Raw genomic sequence first — 16,177 nt, 5'->3', positions numbered from 1 at the left:
GATTTCTTACCCCACCCACTTCTCGTAGTCCGACACCAGGAGGTGCAGCGGCACGACGTCCTCGTCGATGTTGGAGAAGCGGCCGATCGGCTCGCGGAAGACATTGTCCGTCAGATCGTCGTTGACGGTCGAGACCTCGCCGATCAGCACGTCCTTGCCCTCGGCCCAGAAGGCGTGCCAGACGCCGGGCAAAAGCGTGACGCTCTGGCCCGGATCGAGCTTCAACAGCCCGCCCGCCGGCAGTCTGTGGATGGTGCCGTCGACCGGCACCGACACTTCGGCCTTGGGATCGATGCCGCCGTCGCGGTCGTGCATGAACAGTTCCAGCACCAGCTTGCCGCCGCCGCGGTTGATGATGTCCTCGGCCTTGATGTTGTGGCGGTGCATCGGCGAGAGCTGGTCCTTGCGCGAGATCATGATCTTCTCGGCATAGAGCATGCCCATGCCAAGCTTCATGTCCTCGTAGCGGCCGTTGCGGACGGTAAACAGGAACAGACCGAGCTCGTCGAACTTCTCCTGGCCGTAGTCGGTGATGTCCCAGCCGAGGCGCGAGGTGAAGATCGCCGAAGAGTCTCCCTTATGCGCCTTCATCTCTTCCGGCGACCAATAGGCGAAGGGCGGCATGATATAACCGAAGGAGCGGATGAAGGCGTCGGCTTCGCGGATGATGTCGTTGATTTTGGAGCGCTTCATGGGTTCCCTTCCTTCCGGCCGCTGACTGCTGCAATCTGCCAATCCGAATAGCTCAATGCCGGTCGGCTGTCGACGCAAACCGACGGCTCTGGCCTCGTGACATCCGGCCGGATCGGGGCCATAACGCGACCGGTTTTTGTGGTGGTGACAATCTCATGCCAAGCATAGACGACCTCGATACGCCGGCGATCCTGATCGACGCCGCACGCGCCGAAGCCAACATCAGGAAGGCGCAGGCGCATGCCGATCGTCATGGCCTGAAGCTCAGGCCGCACATCAAGACCCACAAGCTGCCCTATTGGGCGAAGAAGCAGGTGGCGGCCGGGGCGGTCGGCATCACCTGCCAGAAGATCGGCGAGGCCGAGGTGATGGCCGATGCCGGCCTGACCGACATTTTTCTCCCCTACAACATTCTCGGGCGCACCAAGCTGGAGCGGCTGAAGGCGCTGCATGGCCGGGTGACGCTTTCGGTGACGGCGGACAGCAAGGAGACGCTGGAAGGTCTTGCCGCGACCTTTGCCGATGCCGGTCACCCGCTTCAGGTGCTGGTTGAGTGCGATACCGGCATGGGCCGCTGCGGCGTCCAGACGGCGGCCGAAGCCTTGGCGCTGGCGAAGGCGATCGACAGCGCCAAGGGACTGACCTTCGGCGGGCTGATGACCTATCCGGCTGCCGGCAAACAGGCGGAGGCGGAGGCATGGCTGGCAGGGGCCAAGCAGGCCCTTGCCGCGGCGGGGCTCGAGTGCCAGCGCATCTCCAGCGGCGGCACGCCGGACATGTGGCGCTCGGGCGACGATAGCGTCGTCACCGAATACCGGCCTGGCACCTACATTTACCTGGACCGCTACCAGGTCGCCAAAGGCGTCGGCAGCCTCGACGATTGCGCGCTGACGGTGCTCGCCACCGTGGTCAGCCACCCGACGCCGACCCGCGCCATCCTCGATAGCGGCAGCAAGGCGCTGTCCAGCGACACGCTGGGGCTGGCCGATTTCGGCGAGTTGCTGGGAATGCCGGGCGCGAGGGTGACGGGCCTCAGCGAGGAACACGGCAACGTCACGCTTTCCGGCGATGCAAAGCTTCGCATCGGCGAGCGCGTTCGCGTGGTGCCGGACCATTGCTGCGTGGTGACGAACCTGTTCGACCAGGTGCATCTGATCGACGGCGACAAGGTGCTGGAAACGCTGCCGGTGGCGGCGCGGGGACGGATGGGTTGATCAGTTAGCCTGGCGCGCCGCGACCCTGCGCATCGCGATCACCCGGCGCCGGAAAATCTCCGTGCGCATCGCCATCAAATGCAGGGCGAAGAACAGCACGGTGAAGCCGAGCGCCATCACCAGCAGCGGCCTCAGCATGGAGGCGTCGATGGTCGAGCCGCCCATGCGGAACACCGAGGCCGGCTGGTGCAGCGTGTTCCACCAGTCGACCGAGAATTTGATGATCGGGATGTTGATGAAGCCGACCAGGGTGATGATGGCGGCGGCCCAGGCGGCGCGGCTGACGTCATCCAGCGCGCGGGTCAGCGCGATGATGCCGAGATACATCAAGAACAGCACGAAGACCGAGGTGAGCCTTGCGTCCCACACCCACCAGGTGCCCCACATCGGCTTGCCCCAGATCGAGCCGGTGACCAGCGCAAGCGCGGTGAAGGTGGCGCCGATGGGGGCCGCCGATTTCAGCGCGACGTCGGCCAGCGGATGGCGCCAGACCAGCGTGCCGAGCGCAGAAACCGCCATCAGCGAGTAGCACATCATGGCGAGCCAGGCGAAAGGCACGTGGATGTACATGATGCGCACCGTGATGCCCTGCTGGAAATCCTCTGGCGCGGTGAAGCTCATATAGAGCCCGGCGGCAAGAAGGAGCGCCGCGGCCGCGGCCAGCCAAGGCACCAGCCTGTCGGCCAGCCCGACGAAGCGCGTCGGGTTGGCGAGGTCGGCCCAGCCGCTCAGGCGTGAAGTGGTGTCGCTCATGCGGCTTTAAATAGACCGGCGGCGTGTGTTGGGCAATCGAGCGGTTGTCGCAGGCAGGGCAGGCTCTTCCTTCTCCCCTTGTTGTGGGAGAAGGTGCGTCGGCGCGCAGCGCCGAGACGGATGAGGGGTGTTGGAAGAAATGAGGCGGTTCGCAACAAGGCTATGCCAAGCTGGAGCACCCCTCATCCGGCCGCTTCGCGGCCACCTTCTCCCACAAGGGGAGAAGGGAAAGGCGCTTGGTTACGCCGCTTCCGTCACCGTACGGCTGAGGCGGCGGACTTCCTCGTCGTTGAGCAGGCCGCCGGCGCGCAGCAGGCTGGCGAAGCGGCCGTTGCGGAGCGACAGCTCGGCGAAGCCTCCCTGCTCGACCACTCTGCCCTTGTCCATGAACACGACCAGGTCGGCGTCGCGAACGGTGGTGAGGCGGTGGGCGATGATGAAGGTGGTGCGGTTGCGGCGCAGCTCGTCGATCGCTTCCTTGACGCGGTCCTCGGTCTCGACGTCGAGCGCACTGGTCGCCTCGTCGAGCACCAGAATCGGCGCATCCTTGAGCACGGCGCGGGCAATGGCGATGCGCTGGCGCTCGCCGCCCGAAAGCTGGCCGCCGCGCTCGCCGACGACGGTGTCGTAGCCGCTGCTCTTCGACAGGATGAAATCCTGCGCGGCGGCGGCATTGGCGGCGGCGTGCACCTCGTCGTAGGTCGCTTCGGCGCGGCCGACGCGGATGTTGTCCTCGATCGAGCGGTTGAGCAGGCCGGCATCCTGGAACACGGTGGCGATCGAGTGGCGCAGCGACTTGCGGGTCACCGAGCGGGTGTCGATGCCGTCGATCAGGATACGGCCGCTGGACGGCGTGAAGACGCGCTGCAAGAGGTTGATGAGCGTCGTCTTGCCGGCGCCGGTCGGACCGACGATGGCGACCGTCTGACCGGCCTGGACCTCGAAGGAGACGTCGTCGACGCCCTGGCCCGAATTGGCGAACTCGAAGCCGACATTCTCGAAGCGGACGTGGCCGGTGACGTTGGTCAACTCGCGCAGGCCGTCCGGCTCGGCGGTGTCAGCGGCAGAGTCCTCGAGACGGTAGAAGTCCTCGAGCTTGGCGCGCGCCTCTGAGATCTGGCTGGAGAAAGCCGACACCTGATCGAGGCGGGCAATCAGCATCCCTGCAAAGCCGATGAAGGCAACGACGTCGCCGACGCGGAGCTGACCACGGGTGACGAGGTAGGCGCCGATCGAGAGCACGATCATCATCGAGATGGTCGACGACAGCCGGTTCAGCGCACTGGCGATCGCCCACCAGTCGAGCACCGGCTTCTGGGCGTCCAGCAGATCCTTGACGTAGCGCTTCAGCGTCGCGGTCTCATGGCCGATGCGGTTGTAGCTCTGCAGCACGGCGACATTGCTGACGCTGTCGGTCACATGGGCAAACACGGTGTGGTAATGGCGCTCGACGGCGGTCTGCCCGGACTTGGTGCGGCGCATGACGATGCGGCCGATGGCGACATAGAGCACGCCAAGGCCAAGCAGCACGAGCGACATGCGAATGTCCATGGCAAGCGCGGTCGGCACCAAAAGCACCAGCGCGATAGCCGTCGAGAGATGCACGCGCATGAATTCGAGCCACAGGCTGAACAGGGTCTCGATGGCGCGCAACAGCGTTTGCAGGGAATTGGACGTGCCGCGCTGGTGATGCCAGGCGAGCGGCATGGTGATGACGCGCTCGAAGGACTGGCACAGCACCTCCGAGCGGCGGGCATGGGCGAAGCGGTCGGCGCCGCGCGCCACCAGCACGACAGCGATGACGTTGAACGCGCCGAGAGCAGCCCAGACGGCGAGCGTCGAAAACACCGGGCCGTTTTCAGAGATGGCACCGATCACCCGGCCCAACAGGATCGGTTCGAGGATCGCGATCGCAGCGAGGGCGACGTTGGCGGCGCAAATCAGCGCGACGCGCTTCTTGTCGGCAGCCAGATAACCCAGGGCTCTCCAGTAGATCTGCAGAAGTGACACTTCAGCTACTCCGCCAAACTTTCATTGTGCAGTGCACCATTTCTTGACACGTACCGGTTAACGGGTCGCAAAACAATGCCCGTCTAGCTCTTCCGTTCCCATTCTGCGAACAAAAGATGACGACGCTGCGAAATCTGCCGTGATCACCTAACGGTTTGAGATAAAAGGTGAAATGTCAGCCTTGCGGCGAAATCATGGCAGCAGCCGGGAGCTGCCACATTTTTAATCATCAAGAGCTTGCGTAGCGGAAGCTAATGCGCCCGCCCGCATGCCGGCAAAGCGCATGCGCAAATAACGGCGCAAAAACAACGCGCGCCCCCAAGGGCGCGCGCTTCTAGTATCAAGTCATTGATTTTACGCAGGTATCTTGACGACAACCTCACTCGCCTCGCCGGCCTTCGGCTCGAAAGACGAGGATTTTGTCTTGGTTCCATTGACTTCGAGCGAGATGGATTTGGTCTTTTTGTCGCGGATGACGCGAACCTTGACTTCCGCGCCCAGCATCTTGAGCGTCGCCGCATAGCCGTCCCAGTGGCCGGGCAGCTTCGGCCTGAATGTGATGTGCTTGCCGCGCCGCTCGATGCCGAGAATGCCCTCGACCGCCGCGCGGTACAGCCAGCCGGCGGAACCCGTGTACCAGGTCCAGCCGCCGCGACCGCCCTTGCCTTCGCCGGCATAGATGTCGGCCGCCACGACATAGGGCTCGACCCTGTAGTGCTCGGCCGCCGCCTCGTCCGAGGCGTGATTGACCGGGTTCAGCATCGAGAAGCAGCGGTAGGCGTCGTCGGTGCGGCCCATCTCGGCCAGCGCGATGACGAACCAGGTGGCCGCGTGGGTGTACTGGCCGCCGTTCTCGCGCACGCCGGGCGGATAGCTCTTGATGTAGCCGGGGTCCTTCTCGGTCTTCGAGAAGGGCGGTGTGAACAGCTTGAGGATCTTGAGCTCGTCGTCGACCAGCATCTTGGTCGCCTGGTGCATGGCCGTGGTCGAACGCGCCGGGTCGCCCTCGCCTGAAAGCACGCTCCACGACTGGGCGATGGAGTCGATCTTGCATTCCTTTGAGTCATGCGAGCCGAGCGGCGTGCCGTCGTCGAAGCTGCCGCGCCGGTACCACTGCCCGTCCCAGGCTGTGGTCTCCAGCGCCCGTTTCAGCACGTCGGCATGCTTGTTCCAGGCCTGCGCCCGCTTGGCGTCACCTTGCGCCTTGGCCACCGGGGCAAAGTCGCCCAGCGTCTTCAGCAGGAACCAGCCCAGCCACACGCTCTCGCCCTTGCCGCCCTCGCCGACGCGGTTCATGCCGTCGTTCCAGTCGCCGCCGAGGATCAGCGGCAGGCCGGCGGGGCTGCTGCGCTTGATGGCGAGATCCAGCGCCCGCGCGCAGTGATCATAGAGCGAGGCGGTGGTCTTGGAGACCTCCGGCGTGAAGAAGGCATCGTGCTCGTCCTCGCCGAGCGGCTGCCCGTCGATGAAGGGAAGCTGCTCCTTGAGGATCGCCGCATCGCCGGTCACGTCGATGTAGCGGGCGGTGGCGTGGGCGAGCCAGACGACGTCGTCCGAGATCATGGTGCGCACGCCGGCGTCGGTGCGCGGCAGCCACCAGTGCTGTACGTCGCCTTCGGGGAATTGCCGGCGCGCCGCGTTGAGGATCTGGTCGCGCGCAAGTTTCGGATCGTGCGCCAGCAAGGCCAGCGTGTCCTGCAACTGGTCGCGGAAGCCGAAGGCGCCGCTCGCCTGGTAGAAGGCGGATCGGGCGCGGATGCGGCAGGCCAGACTCTGATAGGGCAGCCAGTGGTTGACCATGGCGTTGAGCGCCTTGTCGGGCGTCTCGACCTGGATGGTGTCGAGGAAGCCGCGCCAGACGCGTTCGTTGTCGGCCAGCCGCTGGTCGAAATCCTTGCCCCGATGGCCCTGAACCAGCGCGCTCGCCTCGGCGGGCGTGGCCGCGTCGCCGAGCAGCCAGATGAGCGTGACGTCGCCACCGGCGGGGATGTCGATGTCGCTGGCAATCGCCGCGCAGGGATCGTCGCCCGCCTCGACGCGGTCGGACAGGGCAGCGCCGGCAAGCACGGCCTGCGGATATTCGCTGCTGCCGTGCCGGCCGATGAACTCACCGCGGTCGGTTGTCACCGACTGGACGGCGCCGGCAGCGGCGAGGAACGCCACCCGCTCGCTGAAGTCGAGCCCATAGGGGTTCTGCGCCAGGAGGGCGCCGGTCGCCGCATCCCTGGTCGGCACGATGGTCGCCGCCGTCCGCGAGCGATGACCGCCCAGCACCCATTCGGCATAGGCATAGACGCGCAGCCTGGCCGGCACGGGCCCCGCATTCTGGATGCGCAGCCGGGTGATCTTGACCGGGTCGGCCGGGTCGACCACCTGGGTCAGGTCCATCGACAGCGGTCCGCGTTTCGAGCGGAACGTCGAGAAGCCCTGGCCATGCCATGTCTCGTAGGTCATGGCCGGATCGCGCACGATCGCCGCCATCGGCGAGAACGCCTTGCCGCTGGCCTGGTCGTAAATGTAGATGCCCTCGCCCGGCCGATTGGTGACCGGGTCGTTCGACCATGGCGTCAGCTGGTAGTCGCGGCTGTTGCGGCTCCAGGTGAAGCCGGCGCCCTCGGCCGAGACGTGGAAGCCGAACGAGGCGTTGGAGATGACGTTGATCCAGGGCTGCGGCGTCGTACGCCGGCCGGTGAGACGCGTCACATAGTGGCGGCCGTCGCCGTCGAAGCCGCCAAAACCGTTCCAGAGGCTCAAGCCGCTGCCATCGGCACTGGCGCTCGCCGGCCCTGGCGCCGCGAATGGCGGCGGCGCAATGGCCGGCAAGGTCGATGCAGCTCCGACGCCGCCGGCCTGCTGCAGGGCGTCGCGCGCCTGCAGTGCCGCCGCCTCGGCGCGCTCGATCTGGTCGAAGATGGTGCCGTTACGCGTGTGTAGAACGACGCGGGCGACCGCCAGCAGGGTCTTGTAGGTGGCCTCGTCCATCAGGTCGCGGCGCACGGCGAAGATGTGCTGGCGCGGGCCGAGCTCCTTGCCGCGCAGGCGGCTGTTCTCGCACAGCGTCTCGACCGCCCGCTGCAGGTCCTGCACGTAGGACGATGCCTGCTCGTTGACGACGACGAAGTCGATCATCATGCCGCGCGCCCGCATGTATTCCTGGAAGCGCAGCGCCTGGGCGACGATCTCCAGGTCGGCGACGTCGCCGATGCGGACCAGGAAGATCGGGAAGTCGCCGGAGATGCTGGTCGGCCACAGGCTCGACTGCTTGCCGAGCCCGGAGGCGATGGAATCCGCCGGCAGGCGCAGGAACGGATCGGGATAGATCAGATAGCGCGCCAGCTTCTGCACATTGGCGGCATCGGTCAGGCTGAGGCCGAGATGGCGGGTCTGCACCTGGCTGCGGGTCCAGGCCAGCATCGCCTGACGGGCGAAGCTTTCCGGATGGTCGAGCCGGGCAACCGCTTCGTCGAGTTCCGCGCGGCTGGCGCCGACGATGGTCCAGAAGGTCAGCGAGATCTTCTTGTTGGCGGGCACACGCACCTGGCGGCGAAGCGAGGCGACGGGGTCGAGCGTGAAGCCCGAATGACCGCCGAGCTTGGCGCCCGGATCGAAAGCTGCCGCGTCGACGATGGTGCGGCCGCGGCCGATGAAGGCGCGCCGGTCGGTCTCGGCCTCGGCATCGCGCGAAGGCCCCGAAGGATCGGTGACGAAATGCGCCATGGCGATGTCGGGGTCGTTCTTGTCGCGCTTGCGACGGATGGCAAAGATCGCGCCATTGTTGGGCGCAATCTCGGTCTCAACGAACATCTTCGAGAAAGCCGGATGGGCGTTGTCGGAGGCTTCGTTGCCCAGCACCAGCTCGGCAAAGGAGGTCACTTCGATGTGCCGGTCCGTGGCGCCGTCATTGTAGAGCGTGACGCGGCGGCCCTCGCCATTGCCTTCCGAGATGACGATGCATTCGACCTCGGAGCGCAGCGATCCGACCGATTTGACGAAGCTCGCCTTGTCATCGGAGAACAGGGTCTGGACGCGCTCATGGTCGGCGCGCCGCGGCTCCGACGTCGCCGACCACCAGTCGCCGGTGCCGGCATCGCGCAGGAAGATGTAGGAGCCCAGGCGGTCCTCGCTCGGATCCGGCTGCCAGCGGGTGACGGCAAGCTCGCCGAAGCGGCTGTAGCCGGAACCGGTGGCGGTGACCATGACCGAATAGCGGCCGTTGGACATGACATTGGTGGCGCGCAGTGCCTTGGCCGGGTCGAGGATGACGCGCGTGTCCGGGCTCTCGGTCTCGGTCTCGTCCTTGGCGCGCTCGTCGGCCTCGGTCCTGACGGTGGCGGCCGGAATGTCGCGCGGCGCCTTCTCCTGCAGCAGCAGTTCGGCCGACTCGATCACCGGATCGCTGTGGAAGCGATCGCGCAGGCGGCCCTCGAAGATGGCGTCGGCGACGGCAGCGATCGACATGCCGGAATGGTGCGCCATGTAGTTGAGCACCACAGCATGGTCGGTGCCCTCCGGCACACGCTGCGGGGTGAAATCGACCGCGTCGTAGTAGCCGTGCCGGCCAAGCGCGCCGATCGCCTTCAGCCGGGCGAGATTGTGCACCGCCTCGCGCGGACTGAATTGCGCCGCGAGGATCGTCGCGTAGGGCGCGATCACCGTGTTCTGGCCAAGGCCGCGCTTGAGGCCGAGACCGGGCACGCCGAAATTGGTGTACTGGTAGGTGAGCTCGCGGTCGCGGGCGTTGTAGGCCGCTTCCGAAATGCCCCACGGCACGTTCTTGGAGCGGGCGTACTGGATCTGGCGCTTGATGATCAGCTTGCTGGTCTGGTTGAGGATCGAGCCATGCGGCTCCTTCATCACCAGCGGCGGCATCAGGTACTCGAACATCGAGCCCGACCAGGACATCAGCGCACCCTGGAAGCCGATCTCGACGATCGGCCGGCCAAGCCGGAACCAGTGCTCGGTCGGGAGGTCGCCCTTGGCGATGGCGAACAGGCTGGTCAGCCGCGCCTCCGAGGCGAGCAGGTCGTAGCAGCTCTCGTCGAGCTGATGCTCCTCGACCCGGTAGCCGATCGACAGCAGCTTGCGCTCCTGCCGCATCAGGAAGGAGAAATCCATCTCGAAGGCGTAGCGACGGGTGCGCTCGCGCAACGCGAGCAGCTTGGCGCGCAAGGCCTCGACCGCGTTCTCGTCATTGTGCGAGTCGTGCACATGCGCCTCGCAGGTGGCTTCCAGCCTTGCCGCCCAGTCGGCGATGACGTCGCTCTTCGGCGACGCCGCCTCGGTGTGGATGGCGGCGGCGAGCTTGCGGATTTCGCCTGCCAGCACCGCCAGGTTGATGGTGCGGATCGACGCCATCTCGGGCTGTGCCTTGATGGTCATGACGGCGCGGCGCATGCCGTCGAGACGGTCGGCCAGCCGCTGGCGCAGCGGCCGGAGCTGCCGGCGGTCGTCGGGCAGTTCCTCGAGGCTCTCGTCGAGGATGGTCACCGTGTCGAGGATGCCCTCGAAATCGCCCTGCAGGTGGACGGAGGGCGCTTCCGCCCATTCGGCGCAAGCCGCCGCCACGGCCACCAGGTGGCCTGCGAGATTGCCGCTGTCGACCGCCGAGATGTAGAGCGGATAGAGCGGCTTCAGCGTTGTCGTATCGTACCAGTTGAAGAGATGGCCGCGGTCGCGCGGCATGCTCTCGATGGTCGTCATCGTCGCGTCGATGCGGGTGATCGCGTCGGACAGGCTGATCCAGCCGAAGTCGCGCGCCGAAACCACCGACAGCAGATAGACGCCGATATTGGTCGGCGAGGTGCGCGGCGCCACCACCGGCGCCGGGCTTTCCTGGAAATTGTCGGGCGGCAGATGGTGATGCTCGGCCGTCACGAAGGTCTCGAAATAGTGCCAGGTGCGGCGCGCGATGGTGCGCAGCGTATGGATGTCGGCGGCCGAGATGCGCAGCCGGTCCTCGGTCTCGGCCGAGCGGCTGATCCAGCAGGCGACCGCCGGCGAGCCGATCCAGAACAAGGCGAAGAAGAAGGCGACGAAGGCGCCGGTGGAATCGGCAAGCACCGGGATGGCAAGGCCAACGACACCGATGATCACCGCGCCATACATCATGCCGTAGTAGGCGGCGAGGTCGCTGCCGCCGCTCTTGTGCGCCTGCGAAGCGGTGCGCCATTCGAGCAGGTTCTGCCGGCTGACGAACAGTCGGTAGAGCGTGCGCACGATGGCATCGCCCATCATCCAGGCGAGATGCGCCATCAAAAGCACCTTCAACGCCACCAGGGCGGTGCCGAAGATGGTGTCGCGCGCCAGCGCCGAGAAATGGCCGCGCGGCGTCTGGTCGCCGCTCTTGGGCAGGATGCCGTTGACGATGTCGAAGGTCGGCGCCATGAACAGGCTGAGGATCAAGAGCGCCTGCCATTGCGCGGCCTGCGTGAAGGGCAGCAGCGTCCAACCGGCGATCGCCGCCATCACCCAGAAGATCGGGGTGAGCGAGCGGCGCAGATTGTCGACCATCTTCCAGCGCGACAGCGCCGGCACGCCGGAGCGCGGGTCGAGGATGAAGCCGAGAAGCTGCCAGTCGCCCCGCGCCCAGCGATGGTGGCGCGACGCGTCGACCGAATAGCGGGTCGGATAGTCCTCGACCAGTTCGACGTCGGTGACCAGGGCCGAGCGCGCCAGCGCGCCTTCGAGCAGATCGTGGCTGAGGACGGTGTTTTCCTCGATGCGGTCCTTCAGCGCCGCCTCGAAGGCATCGACATGGTAGAGGCCCTTGCCGGTGAAGGAGCCATCGCCGAAGACGTCCTGGTAGACGTCGGAAACGGCGAACACATAGGGGTCGAGGCCACGGTTGGCGGAGAAGACGCGCTGGAAGAAGGAGGCGTCGTCGCCGCTGGTCAGCGAAGCAGTGATGCGCGGCTGCAGAATGGTGTAGCCGGCGGTGACGACGCGCTTGGCGGCGTCGAAATGTGGGCGGTTGAGCGGATGGCAGAGCTTGCCGGCCAGACTGGCCACGGCATCGCGGGTGGTGCGCGTGTCGGCGTCCAGCGTCATCACATGGACGACGTTTTCCGGCAGCGGCACGTCGAGCGGCAAATAGGTGGTGTCGCTATCGCCGCGCAGCAGAAGGTTCAGCTCGTGCAGCTTGCCACGCTTGCGCTCCCAGCCCATCCAGCAGCCTTGCGCGGCGTTGTAGAGCCGGCGCCGGTGCAGGACGTAGAAGAGCGGCGCGCCGTCGGTGGGATAGCGAGCGTTGAGCCTGGCGATCTCGTCACGCGCATATTGCAGAATCTCGATGTCGGCGGCGTCGATCTCGGTGTTCGAATCCGGCCAGTCCGAAAGCAGCGCGAAATGGATTTCGCCCGCCGAATTGGCGAGGTGATGCACCTCGATGTTGCGGATGTTTTCCTCGACATCGTCGCGCGAGCCGATCAGCGAGGGCACCACGACCAGCGTGCGCGCCTCGGCTGGCACGCCATGCTTGTAGTCATAGCCGACCAGCCGCGTCGGCTTCAGGAACAGCGACGCGACGGTGTTGAAGAAGGCGAGCGCGCCTTCCGAGGCCGGCACGGCGAACAGGGCCAGCATCAGGACGATGGACGGCAGCGACAGGCCGAGATGGTCGAGGGCGTTGCCGGCGAGCGCCAGCAGCAGCACCGTCAGCGCGAAGACCGGCACGACGACGCCCAGCCAGCCAGTGCTGGTGAAGGCGCGCTTGGCCCTGACACTGATGGTCGGCCGGTAGCCGATCGCCTTTTCCAGCTCCAGCCGACGCGGGCCGACAAGGAAGAAGCCGACATCGGTATGCACCGTGCCGTCGACGTCGGTCGCTTCGGCCTGGGGGACCTCGGCGCCGGAGGCGTCGGCGATGACGACATGGCCGGCAAGTTCGATGGCCTTTTCGGCAACGCGGAATTCGGAGAGCTCCGAGCGGCGCGCCAGCTCTTCGATGGCCGTGCGATACTGGTCGCGCGAGAAGAAGTCGAGCGCGGCGAAGTCGGTCTTCTCGCGCAGCAGCGTATCGATGCGGCTGACGCCCTCGAACCAGACAGTCCAGTCGACGTCGTTGATGAGGCGCAGGCCGCGGATGATGTTGCCGGTGGTGACATTGCCGCTGGACAGCGTGTGATGCTCGGAGATGATGATCTCCTCGGCATCGGAGCCGCTCTTCTCCAGCTCGCTTTCCAGCCATTCCAGCGCCCGGCCGGCATTCTGGGAACCGTCGCGCAGACGGTAGAGCAACTGGGTGGCGAAGGTGGTGTCCTGCGCATGGGTGCCGTAGTGCGACAGGATCTTCTGCCGGTCGGCATTGTCGTCGGTCGCCAGCACGCGGTCGGCGACCTCGTTGGCGATCTGGCGCATCTGCCTGGTGCGGTTGACGCGCACGGCTATGCGGCGAAGATTCTCGATCAGCACGAAGCGCAGCAGCGACGGCAGCGCCCAGAGCTCGCCGATCTTCAGCGGCTCGACCGACTGGAAGCCCTCGACGATCGCCTTGAACATCGTCGCCGAGACGGAGCTGTCGGAATGCGCGACATAGGTCCAGGCCAGCGCCAGGGCGCGCGGCACACTGGTTCCGTCCGCCAGTTTCAGCGTCGGCAGCTGGCGGTAGAAGCGGCGCGGCAGGTCGCGCTTGACCTGAAAGATCGTCTCCTCGACCAGATAATTGTTGTCGAGCAGCCATTGCGCCGCCGGCGTGATGGTTTCGCCCTTGGCCTGCGCGGCATTGGTCGAGCGGTAGACCTCGAGGATTCGCTTGGCGCTGTCGCGGATGCGGCCCTGGAATTCGAACGGCGCCAGGCCGAACAGATCCTTGACGTCTCCCTTGGCGAGACCCGCGCCAAGCTCACGCAGCCGGTCTTCCGGCATGAAATTGGAGCGTATCGGCGCTTCGGTGATGACCGGAAAGCTGGCGCTCGTGAGTTCGATTTTGGCGGGATTCGTCTGTATGTTCATTTATAATTCCGTATGGCGGGCACGGTGCGGCGTCCCCGCCACGGCAATGGCCCTAAAACCTGCTCAAATGCAATTGGTTGCATGTCAACTTAGGCCGAAAGTTCGTTTTCCGCACCACCCAGGGCGTCATCTCTCAGCAACGCGGTGGACGAGCGCCCCACGCTCCCCGTCCCGTATCTGATCGAGGCAAGGAATCCGGCTTTTTCGTGATGCGGGCAAGAGCTTACGCCAATTTTCGCCGGCGTCGCGATCATGTTTGGCAACAGGCGTTAATGGTTACTGCCAGCCCGATCGATGCGGATCACGAACAGGATCGTGCTGGCGGCCGGCTCCAGGCGCTGTCTCGGGGTACCCCGATCCAGCACCAGCGCATCGAGCGGGCCGAGACTCTCGGGCGTAGTGCCGGCGAGCACGATCTCGCCATCGAGGGGCAGCACAAGGGTCGTGTCCGCCCTGGCCTCGATTTCCAGAGGCGTCGCGGGCGTCAGGCGCTCGACGGTGTGCGTCATGCGGCCGCGCCGGGTCATGACATTGAGGTCGGTGATCGGGCCGGAGATCAGCGCGGCTGCGGTCGGCACATCGGCTGCAAAGGAAAACGGGGCGGAGGGCCCGGTCAGTTCAGCCGGTGGCTCGCCGGCAATATCGAGCACGATCCCCTGCCCTTCCAGCACGCAAAGCGTGCGGTCGATGCCGGCAAAGCTCGAGAACGGCCCGCCCGTCTCGACGCGCGCCATGGAGACGCGCCAGTCGAAATCGTCAAGGCCGGCGCCGTCGGGCGAAACAGTGATTTCGGTCGTTGTGCCGCCGCCGTTCTTCCACGGCATGACGCGGTAGCCGGCGGCACGAAGGATGCGCATGCTCAGCCCAGTATGCCCGGCAGGTTGAGCTGGTGCTCTTTGGCGCACTCGATGGCGATGTCGTAGCCGGCATCGGCATGGCGCATGACGCCGGTCGCCGGATCGTTCCACAAAACCCGCTCCAGGCGCTTGGCGGCGGCCGGCGTGCCGTCGGCGACGATGACCATGCCGGAATGCTGCGAAAAGCCCATGCCGACGCCGCCGCCATGGTGCAGCGACACCCAGGTGGCGCCCGAGGCGGTGTTGAGCAGCGCGTTGAGCAGCGGCCAGTCGGAAACGGCGTCGGAGCCGTCCTTCATCGCCTCGGTCTCGCGGTTGGGCGACGCGACCGAGCCGGAATCGAGGTGATCGCGGCCGATGACGACCGGCGCCTTGAGCTCGCCCTTGGCCACCATCTCGTTGAAGGCGAGACCCAGTCGATGGCGATCGCCAAGGCCGACCCAGCAGATGCGCGCCGGCAGGCCCTGGAAGGCAATGCGCTCGCGCGCCATGTCCAGCCAGTTGTGCAGATGGGTGTTGCCGGGGGTCAGTTCGCGCACCTTGGCGTCGGTCTTGTAGATATCCTCCGGATCGCCCGACAGCGCCGCCCAGCGGAACGGGCCGATGCCGCGGCAGAACAGCGGGCGGATATAGGCCGGCACGAAGCCGGGGAAGGCAAAGGCGTTCTCGAAGCCCTCTTCCTTGGCAACCTGGCGGATGTTGTTGCCGTAGTCCAGCGTCGGCACGCCGGCGTTCCAGAACGCGACCATCGCCTCGACATGCTCGCGCATCGACGCGCGCGCCGCCTTCTCGACCGCCTTCGGATCCGAGACGCGCTTCTCGCGCCACTCGGCCATTGTCCAGCCCTTCGGCAGATAACCGTTCACCGGATCGTGCGCCGAGGTCTGGTCTGTGACCATGTCGGGGCGGATGCCGCGCCTGTACATTTCCGGCACGATCTCCGCCGCATTGCCGAGCAGGCCGACCGACTTCGCCTCGCCGGCCTTCGTCCAGCGCTCGATCTTCTCCAGCGCCTCGTCCAGCGTCTCGGCCTTCTCGTCGACATAGCGGGTGCGCAAACGGAAATCGATCGAGTCCGGGTTGCATTCGATGGCGAGGCAGCAGGCGCCGGCCATGACGGCGGCCAGCGGCTGGGCGCCGCCCATGCCGCCGAGGCCGGCTGTCAGGATCCACTTGCCCTTGAGGTTGCCGCCATAGTGCTGGCGGCCGGCCTCAACGAAGGTCTCGTAGGTGCCCTGGACGATGCCTTGCGTGCCGATATAGATCCAGGAGCCGGCCGTCATCTGGCCGTACATCATCAGGCCCTTCTTATCGAGCTCGTTGAACTTCTCCCAGTTCGCCCAGTGCGGCACGATGTTGGAGTTGGCGATCAGCACGCGCGGCGCATCGGCATGCGTGCGGAACACGCCGACCGGCTTGCCGGACTGCACCAGCAGCGTCTCGTCGTCGCCGAGCGTCTTCAGCGAGGCGGCGATGCGGTCGAAATCGTTCCAGGTGCGCGCGGCACGGCCGATGCCGCCATAGACGACCAGCTCGTTGGGGTTTTCAGCGACGTCGGGATCGAGATTGTTCATCAGCATGCGCAGCGGCGCCTCGGTCAGCCAGCTGCGGGCATTGAGCTCGGCGCCGCGCGGGCTGCGGATTTCGCGGATATTGTGACGAGGATTGGTCATCATTGTCCCTTTCGAGTAAGGCGGCGCG

General features: G+C 65.9%; 7 protein-coding genes. 1 reads left to right on the top strand and 6 read right to left on the bottom strand.

Going from position 1 to position 16,177, the window contains the following annotated elements:
• Positions 1-6 precede the first annotated feature (6 nt).
• Positions 7-693, bottom strand: a complete 687-nt coding sequence (locus EN846_RS21020) for a D-lyxose/D-mannose family sugar isomerase (RefSeq protein ID WP_127287325.1) — start codon at positions 691-693, stop codon at positions 7-9.
• A gap of 155 nt (positions 694-848) precedes the next feature.
• Between EN846_RS21020 and EN846_RS21015 the strand changes: the two genes are divergently transcribed.
• Positions 849-1,907: a D-TA family PLP-dependent enzyme gene (locus tag EN846_RS21015; protein ID WP_127310220.1), complete on the top strand. Its 1,059-nt coding sequence runs from the start codon at positions 849-851 to the stop codon at positions 1,905-1,907.
• On the opposite strand, the gene EN846_RS21010 is transcribed toward EN846_RS21015, so the two are convergent.
• The 5 genes from EN846_RS21010 to hutU all read right to left on the bottom strand — a co-directional run bounded on the left by EN846_RS21010 (position 1,908) and on the right by hutU (position 16,149).
• The gene (locus tag EN846_RS21010; RefSeq protein ID WP_127286087.1) at positions 1,908-2,660 is read right to left on the bottom strand and encodes a heme ABC transporter permease; all 753 of its coding nucleotides are present in this window, start codon (positions 2,658-2,660) and stop codon (positions 1,908-1,910) included. It lies immediately after the preceding gene.
• 240 nt (positions 2,661-2,900) lie between these two features.
• Positions 2,901-4,670, bottom strand: a complete 1,770-nt coding sequence (locus tag EN846_RS21005; RefSeq protein ID WP_127392039.1) for a glucan ABC transporter ATP-binding protein/ permease — start codon at positions 4,668-4,670, stop codon at positions 2,901-2,903.
• A 354-nt stretch (positions 4,671-5,024) separates the two neighbouring features.
• Positions 5,025-13,619, bottom strand: coding sequence for a glucoamylase family protein (locus EN846_RS21000; protein ID WP_135859275.1), 8,595 nt, complete (start codon positions 13,617-13,619; stop codon positions 5,025-5,027).
• 269 nt (positions 13,620-13,888) lie between these two features.
• A complete protein-coding gene (locus tag EN846_RS20995) occupies positions 13,889-14,476 on the bottom strand; it encodes a HutD family protein (protein ID WP_127392335.1) in 588 nt (195 codons plus the stop codon).
• A 2-nt stretch (positions 14,477-14,478) separates the two neighbouring features.
• A complete protein-coding gene (hutU, locus tag EN846_RS20990; protein WP_127312089.1) occupies positions 14,479-16,149 on the bottom strand; it encodes a urocanate hydratase in 1,671 nt (556 codons plus the stop codon).
• Positions 16,150-16,177 lie beyond the last annotated feature (28 nt).

This window comes from Mesorhizobium sp. M4B.F.Ca.ET.203.01.1.1 (assembly GCF_004791025.1).
Lineage (GTDB): Bacteria > Pseudomonadota > Alphaproteobacteria > Rhizobiales > Rhizobiaceae > Mesorhizobium > Mesorhizobium abyssinicae.
The sequence above is the reverse complement of the archived record's forward strand: the minus strand, read 5'-3'. Positions and strand labels throughout refer to the sequence as shown.